This window comes from Corallococcus terminator, assembly GCF_003611635.1.
Lineage (GTDB): Bacteria > Myxococcota > Myxococcia > Myxococcales > Myxococcaceae > Corallococcus > Corallococcus terminator.
Map to the genome: position 1 here is coordinate 1 of NZ_RAVZ01000371.1, position 9052 is coordinate 9052.

Annotated in this window: 10 protein-coding genes; 3 read left to right on the forward strand and 7 right to left on the reverse strand. The window is 68.0% G+C overall.

The genetic code is table 11. The features are described from left to right. The 4 genes from D7V88_RS34910 to D7V88_RS34925 all read right to left on the reverse strand — a co-directional run. The coding region (locus D7V88_RS34910) for a WGR domain-containing protein (RefSeq protein WP_120544928.1) at positions 1-277 on the reverse strand (277 nt) is incomplete at its 3' end. Positions 278-314: 37 nt separating this feature from the next. Continuing rightward, on the reverse strand, positions 315-1289 hold the full coding sequence (locus D7V88_RS34915) for an NAD-dependent epimerase/dehydratase family protein (RefSeq protein WP_120544929.1): 975 nt from the start codon (positions 1287-1289) through the stop codon (positions 315-317). A gap of 76 nt (positions 1290-1365) precedes the next feature. Beyond that, positions 1366-2556, reverse strand: a complete 1191-nt coding sequence (locus D7V88_RS34920; RefSeq protein ID WP_120544930.1) for a GNAT family N-acetyltransferase — start codon at positions 2554-2556, stop codon at positions 1366-1368. Positions 2557-2680: 124 nt separating this feature from the next. Continuing rightward, positions 2681-3946, reverse strand: a complete 1266-nt coding sequence (locus D7V88_RS34925) for a DmpA family aminopeptidase (protein WP_120544931.1) — start codon at positions 3944-3946, stop codon at positions 2681-2683. 107 nt (positions 3947-4053) lie between these two features. On the opposite strand from D7V88_RS34925, the gene D7V88_RS34930 reads away from it, so the two are divergent. The 3 genes from D7V88_RS34930 (at position 4054) to D7V88_RS34940 (ending at position 6296) form a co-directional block, all read left to right on the forward strand. Then, positions 4054-4983 carry a DUF2381 family protein gene (locus D7V88_RS34930; RefSeq protein WP_244238560.1) on the forward strand — a complete coding sequence of 310 codons (930 nt, stop codon included), beginning with the start codon at positions 4054-4056 and terminating at the stop codon, positions 4981-4983. Positions 4984-4994: 11 nt separating this feature from the next. Further along, the gene (locus D7V88_RS34935) at positions 4995-5486 is read left to right on the forward strand and encodes a serine/threonine protein kinase (protein ID WP_120544932.1); all 492 of its coding nucleotides are present in this window, start codon (positions 4995-4997) and stop codon (positions 5484-5486) included. Between the two features lie 165 nt (positions 5487-5651). Then, entirely contained in the window at positions 5652-6296 is a 645-nt protein-coding gene (locus D7V88_RS34940) for a glutathione S-transferase family protein (protein ID WP_120544933.1), read from the forward strand. Between the two features lie 33 nt (positions 6297-6329). Here D7V88_RS34940 and D7V88_RS34945 read toward each other — a convergent pair whose 3' ends face one another. From D7V88_RS34945 to D7V88_RS34955, 3 genes are all read right to left on the reverse strand, one after another. Further along, complete coding sequence (locus D7V88_RS34945) at positions 6330-6902, reverse strand: imm11 family protein (RefSeq protein ID WP_120544934.1); 573 nt, start codon at positions 6900-6902, stop codon at positions 6330-6332. An 87-nt stretch (positions 6903-6989) separates the two neighbouring features. After that, positions 6990-7562, reverse strand: coding sequence for an imm11 family protein (locus D7V88_RS34950; RefSeq protein WP_120544935.1), 573 nt, complete (start codon positions 7560-7562; stop codon positions 6990-6992). Between the two features lie 6 nt (positions 7563-7568). After that, a complete protein-coding gene (locus D7V88_RS34955; protein WP_120544936.1) occupies positions 7569-8861 on the reverse strand; it encodes an AHH domain-containing protein in 1293 nt (430 codons plus the stop codon). Between the last annotated feature and the right edge of the window lie 191 nt (positions 8862-9052).

Here is a 9052-nt window from a genome sequence, read left to right on the forward strand (position 1 = left end):
GGGGCAGCACCAGCTTTGGGGGCGCCGCGGCGACGGCGGCCTTGGGGGGCGGCGCGGCGGGAGCCTCGCCCGCGCCCACCTCGGCGTAGCCTTCGCGCACCTTCTCCGCGACCTTCTTGGTGTACTCGCGCAGGGCGGCTTCCTCGTCCGGGAAGGCCTTTTCCTTGCGCTGCCCGGCCGTGCCGATGCGGCCGTAGGTGACGATGAAGGTGGCGCCCTGCACCTCGGGCATCCAGAACTTGGAGCTGTTGCCGTCGACGAACTCGAACCTGCGCATGGGAGGGGAGGCTACCTCACCTGGAGGGCCGAGCGCTTCAGCCAGCTTGCGTCGCCAGCGACCGCAGACCCTCTTCGCGCGACACGCTGCCCGTGTAGCCCAGTTCCTGACGGGCCTTGTCATCGCTCACCGTCACCTCCTGGCCCCCCAGCAGCAGCTCCGTGCGCGACAGCGGCGGGGCGCTCTTGAGACCCAGCACGTCCCACAGCAGGTCGCTCGTCACCGCCACCATCGCCGCGAGCGCGGTGGGCAGGGACTTGTCGCCCGGGTCCACGCCCTGCGTCTTCAGGAGGGCGGTGATGAAGGAACGGAACTCCACCGGGGCGCCGTCGGTGAGGAAGTAGGCCTGGCCCCCCTGCCCCTTCTCCGCGGCCAGCAGCAGGCCCTCCACGACGTTGGCCACGTGGCAGGTGGACATCAGGTAGCGCCCGCCGCCAATCCAGCGGAAGCGCCCCGCCTTCACCGCGGCCACCATCGCGGGCAGCGCGGTGGTGTCCCCCGGTCCCCAGATGAGCGGGGGCCGCACCGCGACGGTGGTGAAGTCCGCGGAGTTGACGCTGAGCACCCGCCGTTCGGCTTCGCCCTTGGTGGACGGGTACGGGCCCACGGGGCGCCGGGGCAGCGGGTGCGTTTCGTTGAGGCGGACCATGGGACCGCCGTCCACCAGCACGGCCTGGCTGCTCACGTACACCAGACGCTTCACCCCGGCAGCGCGCGCCGCCTCCAGCACGGCCTCCGTGCCCCGCACGTTGGCCTCGTAGAGCTCCGCGCGGGGGCCGGACGTCTTCACGTGCGCGGCGGCATGGAAGACGGTGTCGCAGCCCTCCATGCCCAGGCGCAGCCGCTCCGGGTCGCTCAGGTCGCCTTCCCACGGCTCGCCGCCAGCGGCCTGCACCGCCGCCACGGACGCGGGCGAACGGGCCAGCGCGCGCGCCGGCTCCCCGCGCTTCGCGAGCGCCGCGAGCAGGTGCTTCCCGACGAATCCCGAGCCACCGGTGACGAACGCGCGCACGTGAGCATCCTCCCTGCCAGACGACGCCGCTCCTACCACTCCCGGCCGGCCTCGGGTAGCCGCGTCCTGGACGGCGTCAGAACATGTCGCGCATGGAAGGCGCGGGCCCGGAGAACAGGGCGCCGGCCACCCCGAGCGACGCCTCGTCCGCCTCCAGCATCCCGGCCAGTTGGAGCGCCCGGGGCGTCAGGAAGCCGGTGTAGAGCGGGGCCAGGGCGCGCACGTGCAGCCGCATCCGTCCCTCTCCGCCGGGCCGTACGCGCGCGGCGCCGCCTTCCACCTCCAGCACGAAGCGCCCCTGGTTCTGGGCAAGGACGTCGTCCACCACGTCCAGGTGCAGCGCGCCGGACAGGCCCGGGGGCCAGCCGCGAGCCTCCAGCGCCTGGGGCACGTTCAGCAGCCGCGTCATCCAGTGCATGGACAGCTTCAGTTGGTACGTCTGTTCGCGCAGCAGCGCGAGCAGGGGCTCGTCCGCGCCGCCGAACCACACCACGTCCTGCGCCAGGGAGCGGTGGTCGCCCAGGAAGCGCAAGAGCCGACGTGCGGCGGCGGGCGTGGTGGCCACCAGGTCGTTGAGCTTCAGCACCTGCTTGGGCACGGCCCCCTGCGGCGAGAGGCTCCGGATGAGGTACACGAAGCCCTCCAGGCCGGAGGCGCCCTCCACGACGAAGCCGTGCGCCGTGTCGTTGCGCGGCGTGCGCACGCGCCGCCAGATGTAGTCGCCCCGGTCCAGCCAGCCCTGGCGCTGGGAGGCGAAGCGCCGGTAGCACGCGTCCACCGCCTCCTCGTCCGAGGGCCGCATGGGGCGCAGCGTCAGCGAGCGCTCCCCCAGTTCCAGCGCGGAGGCGTCGACGTGGATTTCGTACCGTGCGCCGGACTGCTCATAGCCCACGCGCCGGTAGAGCGGCTGCGTCGCGGGATAGAGCACCGACAGCGGCGCCCCCTCGTCGCGCATCTCCCGCAGGAAGTGGTGGAAGAGGCGCGTGGCGGCCCCGGCGCCCCGGTGCTCGGGCGCGACGCCCACGCCGCCCACGCCAATCATGGGCACCGAGCGGCCCCCCAGGAACTGGGCCATGCGGATGAGGGTGAGCGACGCCGCCACCTGTCCGTCATGGCGCAGCAGGCGCAGCAGCCCGGCCCCGTGGTTCTTGCGCACCACGCCCTCGGCGTCGGCGGCGACCATGGCGAAGGCCTGCGTGGTGATGTCCACGACCGAGGCCAGCTCCTGCTCATCCCGCGGAGGCCCGTATTCTCCCGTCAGCTCCATCCCGCATCCCCTTCCGGCGTATGCGCCCCCACGGACGCGCCCTCAAGGGGACGCGGTGGGGGTCGCTCGCGAAGCAGCATGGCGCAGCGGATGGGGACGCGGAAAGGCGCGAGCGCTCCGGAGGTCACTTCCCCGGCTTCGGCTTTGGCGCCGGAGGCAGCCGTCCGGCCTTGCGAAGGACCTTCACCAGACGGTCGTGGGGCAGGCCATACACCCGCGCGCCCTGGTTCCCGGTCATCGTGTCGGAGACGAGCATCGCGTTCAGGATGGCCTCCTGGGTGGCCTGCACCGTGGCCTCGAAGAGCGGGTTGAGCCGTTCGTTCTCGAGCATGGCGACGCTGGCCGCGGGGGCTCCGTCCACCGGCAGCGCGCGCTGGGTGGAGAACGCGAGGAAGATGTCGCCGGAGAAGTCCTCGCCCAGAGCCCCCATCTTCCCCAGGGCGAGCGGCACCCGCCGGGCGATGCGGTCCAACTGGTGCGGCAGGAGCGGCGCGTCGGTGGCCACCACCACGATGATGGAGCCCATCCCTTCGGGGTGCGTGGGCGTGGTGCCGGCCCGCTCCGCGCAGGGCTTCATCTGGGAGAAGAAGGGCCCCTTCGGAGGCTGGGCCCCGGTGTAGCAGGCGCGCAGGTCGGGGATCTCCTCGCCCACGGGAACCCCGGCGACGGAGAGGAGCCGGCGGCTGCCGTAGTTGCACTGCACCAGGACACCGAGCGTGTAGCCGCCCTGCTCCGCCGGAAGCCTGCGCGAGGACGTGCCGATGCCGCCCTTGAAGCCATGGCAGACCATGCCCGTTCCGCCGCCCACGGAGCCTTCCGGAACGGGCCCCGGGCGCGCGGCGTCCATGGCCTGCATGGCGTGGGTGGGCCGCACATGGAAGCCATCGATGTCGTTGAGCAGGCCGTCCCAGGTCTCCGCCACCACGGGCAGCCCGAGTTCCCACGTCAGGTTGCGCTGCTGGGCCCAGGCAATCACGCCCTCATGTACGGCGCCCACGGCGTGCGTGTTGGTGATCATCACGGGACCGGAGAGCAGGCCCGACTCCTTCACCCAGTGCGTGCCGGTCATCTCCCCGCTGCCGTTCAAGGCATAGGTCGCCGCGAAGACCGGATGCGCCACCGCGTCCCGGCCCCGGGGAAGCACGGCGGTGACGCCGGTCCGGACCTGGGGAGAACCGGGCGCGCCCCCGCCCGAGTGGAGCGTCGTGTGGCCCACCTCCACGCCCTTCACGTCGGTGATGGCATTGAGCGCGCCCGGCGTCCCTCCGAAGGAGATGCCCAGGTCACTGGCCCGCGCACGCGGCCTGGACGTCTGGGCCGGGGCCGCGAGAGGAAGCAGCAGCAGGAGGCAGAGCAGACATGTGGGGATGGCTTGGCGGACGGGTTTCATGGACAGGGATCTACACCCAATGACTCCCTGGGCATCCACGCCCCCAACGAAGGAACAACCCACACATCGAATTGCCGCATTGAGAACCGCCCTGGTAGGTTGCCCGGATGATGTGCAACCTGTTCTCTGCCAGATGCGGCCTGCTGCTCCTCCTGATGGCCTCCGTGGCCATGGCCCGGGACGACAAGCTCACGGTCCGGACCCTCAAGGTTTCGGAGCACCCGGCGCAGGAAGCGCACAGCATCCATGTCGTCGGCCAGGTGCTGACGGCCCTCCGCTTCGAGCAGGACGTCGATCCCGCGAAGACGCGGCTCCTCGGCTGGGAGGGGCGTTTCGCGGCCCCTCTCGTGGGCGGCAAGAAGGTGGTGCTCGAACCGCTTCGGGACCTGGACGAAGGGGAGGCTGTCCCCTTGCGGGTGACGCTCGTGGATGGGACCGAGTTCGCGTTCCTGGTGAAGCGTCCCAGCCCTGAGGACCGGGAATGGACGGACCAGCAGGTGAATGTGTTCCGGGATACGGAGAGTTACGACGCGGTGCTGTCGTCGCTGTACGACTCGCTCAAGCGGGAGCGGAAGCTGGGTGATGAGAACGAACGGCTCAAGAAGGAGGAGAACTCCGTCGACCACGCCTACGCGACGCTGCTGGCCAACGGCGAAGTGAAGAAGACGCCGTTTCGCAAGACGCGGTTCTTGCGACTGGCCCGCGAAGACATGGACATCTCGGTTGAAGTCTTCTCGGGTCCCGGCAAGGCAGCCGCCGTGATTACGTTGAAGAACACCTACTACGGCGGTCCCTGGAAGTTCGATGGTGCCTCCCTGAGCCGCGACTTCACCTCCGCCACGTCGCGTCCCTTCGCCCTGCGCATGAATCGCGCGACCATCGTTCCGGGTCAAACAGGGACCATTGCTGTCGTGGCGGACAAGAGCGCCTTTGAAACAAAGGAGGGACAGCTCACGGATCTCGCCCTTCAGATCTTCCGCGATGACGGCCTTCTCCAGGTGGCCGTGACGATGGATCACACCCTCATTCGGAAGTAGAAGCGCTGGCCATGCCCTTCCGCCAAGCCCTCCTGCTCGCTTCCATCGCGATCCTCGCAACGGCTTCCGGTTGCCCTGCGACGACCGGAGTGGCCTTGCGCGCGGATGGCACACCGGGCCCGCAGGACTGCTCGGAAGAAGCCAGGAAGGCGATGCGCTACCTCAAGCTGCATGTCGGGGATGCGTCCTGGGTGGACCTGGATGCGAACCAGCTCGACGCGAAGCGGGTCACGCTCTACGACGGACCGGTGGAGAGCATCCTCAAGGACGACTTCGGAACACTCGAAGCAACAACACGCCTGTACGGGCAGGTCTGGACGAGCGGCCCGCAGGTGGTCATCCGGTACTACGAGGCACATCCACCCGACAGCGAGAAGATCCCCGTCTGCGCGGTGGCCCGTCTCAGTCGGGACCAGATGCGAAAGCTGCCGGAGTCGAAGCCGGGAACCGCCATCCTGGAAGGCTCCACCGCTGCGGCCTACGTCGTCGATTCCTTCCGGTAGCGCGGCCCAGGGCCGCGTCTCTTCACACGCCGCGTCATCCCTGCCCCGAATCCGGCGCGCCGTGTTCAGCAGCCCGTGGAGTGCCACGGATGATGTTGAGCATCCCTGGCGGCGCGACAAGAGTCGTCCTCCTCGGCCACTCACGGCCCAGGGAGACACCGCGACATGATCCGCATCAGCGCTTTCAAGTGGGTACCGCCGTTCGCACAGGGAGTGGTGCGTGACCTCCGGGTCCGGTGGGCGCTCGAAGAGGCAGGGCTGCCCTACGAGGAAATGCTGATCGATCCCCAGGCCCAGGCCTCCACCGACTACCGGGAGCTCCAGCCCTTCGGGCAGGTGCCGGTGTTCGAGGAGGAGGGGCTCGCCCTGTTTGAATCGGGAGCGATCGTGTTCCACATCGCGTCCCGGAACGAAGTCCTCCTGCCCAGGGATGAAGCAGGACGGGCGCGTGCGATCACCTGGATGTTCGCGGCGCTCAACTCGATTGAAATCCACGTCCAGCAGCTCGCTGAAATCGACCTCTTCGCCCCCGACAAGGAGTGGGCGAAGCTCCACCGTCCGGACGTGGAGAAGGCGGTCAGGCGACGGCTGAAGGAACTCGCCGTGAGGCTGGGTGACCGCGAGTACCTGGAGGGGCGCTTCACCGCCGGCGACCTGTTGATGACGACGGTGCTCCGCATCCTCCGTCACACCGACCTGCTGGACAGCGAGCCCACGCTGAAGGCCTACAAGGAGCGCTGCGAGGCGCGTCCGGCGTTCCAGCGGGCCCTGGCGGCGCAGATGAAGCCCTTCGAGGCGCGGGGGGCCTGAGCCTGGAACCATGCCAGCGCGGCGACTGCACCGTCAGACCTCGTCGAACTGTCCGCCGACAATGCCGCTTCGCTCCAGCGCATCCTTGATCTCGTCATCGACGATGATGGGCGGAGACCAGCCCCAAAGCCGGAACACGCGGGCATCACCGACCTTGGGCTTGTCGATTCGCAAGCCATAGACAGCGCGGCATTCACCAGCCCGGTGCGCCTGTACGCCCTCCGCAGTGTAGAGCTGGACTTCTTCACATGCGGCATCGTCGATGCAACGGATCCGACGTGCCGCGTTGAAGATGAAATAGGGCTCAGACTGCCCTTCGACTTCGACCTCGAAGAGCTGAATGTCGTTCGGTGCCAACTCGCGAAACACGGACGCGGCCCCCGCACTGAGAACGGGGGTTCGTCCTGCGCCTGCTGTCGTGAAGTCGAGCGGTCGTCCCGGTCGGTAGATGGGGATGCGCAACCGCTCATGAAGCGCTACCGGATGGCCTCCCGAAAACTGCCAGATGTCGTCAATCTCCTGGCCTGAGGAATGCGTCGGCGCCGCGAGGTACCAGCGTCCTTGAACGTAGACATCAATGTTCAGGTCAAAGAAACGTCGCGTCACGTCGTCACATCCCGGAGCTTTTGCGACCGGAGGTCGCTTAGAAGCAAACACTGAGAGCAGGACATCCTGCGGTAGGGAGGGCGCGAATCAGACCGCAATGAACCGCCCACCCACGATCCCCGTGCGCTCCATTGCGGCTTTGACTTCACCGTCCACGATGATTGGCAGCAGATAGCCCCAGGGCCGGAATACAACTTCGTCATTCACCGCCAGAGGATCGATGCGCAGGCCGGAAACGACGTGGTACTCGCCGCTCCTGTCTGGCCTTCCGTCCTGTGGCGTCCAAAGCCGCGCCTCTTCACAGGCCGCATCATCGATACAGCGAATCACGCGGGTCACGTTCAGGAGGCAATAGGGTTCAGACTGCCCCTGAACATCCACGGGGAAGAGTTGCACGTCGTTCGGTGCCAGTTCCCGGAACACGTCGGCGACCCGCCCACTGACAATCGGAGTTCCAGCGACTGTCGTCTTGTCGAAGTCCAGCGGCTTGCCAGGACGAGAAAGCGGGACACGCAACTTCCCGGGGTCCGCCACCGCCCTTCCATAAACAAACGCCCAGATATCCGGGACCACTTGTCCTTCAAAATTTGTAGGCTCACGCAGATACCAGCGGCCCGGCACATCGACATCGAACTCAAGCTCAAAAAAATGTCTCGGCATGGAGGATCACGCCTTGGGATTCTTCGTGATGAGTTTCCGCAGCTTGGTACCAGCGGTCGTGAGTTCTCGCGCGATGTTCGCCAGTTCGTCAACCAAGGCGGACCGGCACTGCCCGGAATCTCGACATCCCAGCATCACACGCCGAATCCGGAAGAGAACCTCCTCATGGTACTCGCGCGGGTGCGGCCCCTTGTGCCCCTGGATTCGAACCTGGTTCGCAGGGTCGCTCAGCTTCATCCCCGCAACCTGGAAGATATCCTCATAGATTGGCGTCCAGGGTCCACCTGACGCATCGGACACCTCGTTCTTGTCCGTGCAGATGTGGTGGATGTCCCCCTCGGGGTCCCCCTGCATCGCGCTCCCGGGCCCCATCGCGACGGCCGCGACGGCCGTCGGAGCCAGCGCGACGTTGAGCACTCCGGCAGAGGACAAGGAGATCGACCGAGCCTCTCCCGCCAGCACGTTCGACAGTTGGAATCCACCCTCCATCCGCGCCCGCAGGCTCGCCTGCGCGAAGCCCGGCAGCTTCGGTCCCTGCGCGGCCATCGCCTCCTTACCGCCGAGCGCCGTCAACGCGACGAGCACCAGGACCCGGGCCCCATTGTCCCCGAGCACCCTGCCGAACCGGTGCCCCGCGCTCTCCAACGCCGAGAGGTCCCGCGCGTCCCGTGACTCGTCCATGAGCTGCAGGAAGCCCTGCCCCAGGTTCCACACCGGCCCGGTGCCCAGGTACGCGATGAGGGAAGCCGTCAACGCGAGCGCGATGAGCTTGGTGATGGGCTCGGGCGCGACCAGCATTACCAACGCGCTTCCAATCATCGACGTGACCATCGCCCGCAGCGCGGCGGGGTTCAGCATGTCCTCGAGCGCCTCCTCCACCCCTTCCCACACCGTATCGAGCGCGAAGGAGAGCGCCGTCATCCGCCGCTCCATCGGCCCCAGGGCGAAGCCCCCTGTCAGCAGGCCCAGACATCCGCCAGCCTCGCCCCGCCGCTGACAAATCCTCTCTTCCGACCCATGCACCGTGCGGCCCCGCACGCCTTCGACAATCCCCCCGGCGGAGGCCAGCAGCGTGTGTCGTCCCTCCGGTTCATCCCCCCGGTGCGCGACCTCCAGCCGCATGTCCAGGATGAGCCGCGTGACGGCGCTCTTGAACGCCTCTTCGTCGACCTTCACCGGCGCGGTCTCGACCGGCGTGTAGACAATCGGCTCGCCCTGGCCGGTGTCCAGCTTCACCACCCGCGCCGTCGCGCACCCGGTCATCAGCAACAACAGCGCGGCGATACTCCACACCTTCATGAGAGCCCCACGGGTCAAGGCTCCCACCCTTCAGGAGCGAGGAATCCCTACCATCCCCTCGCCCATGCACCAAGCTCTCTCCCCCCAGCATGACACTCATTGCCCGGGGGGCTCCGCGCTGCCAGGCGCGGCGACCCTCCCCAGCAACAGCGGCGTCAGCGCCAGCACCGCCCCCAACCAGAACGGAGCCC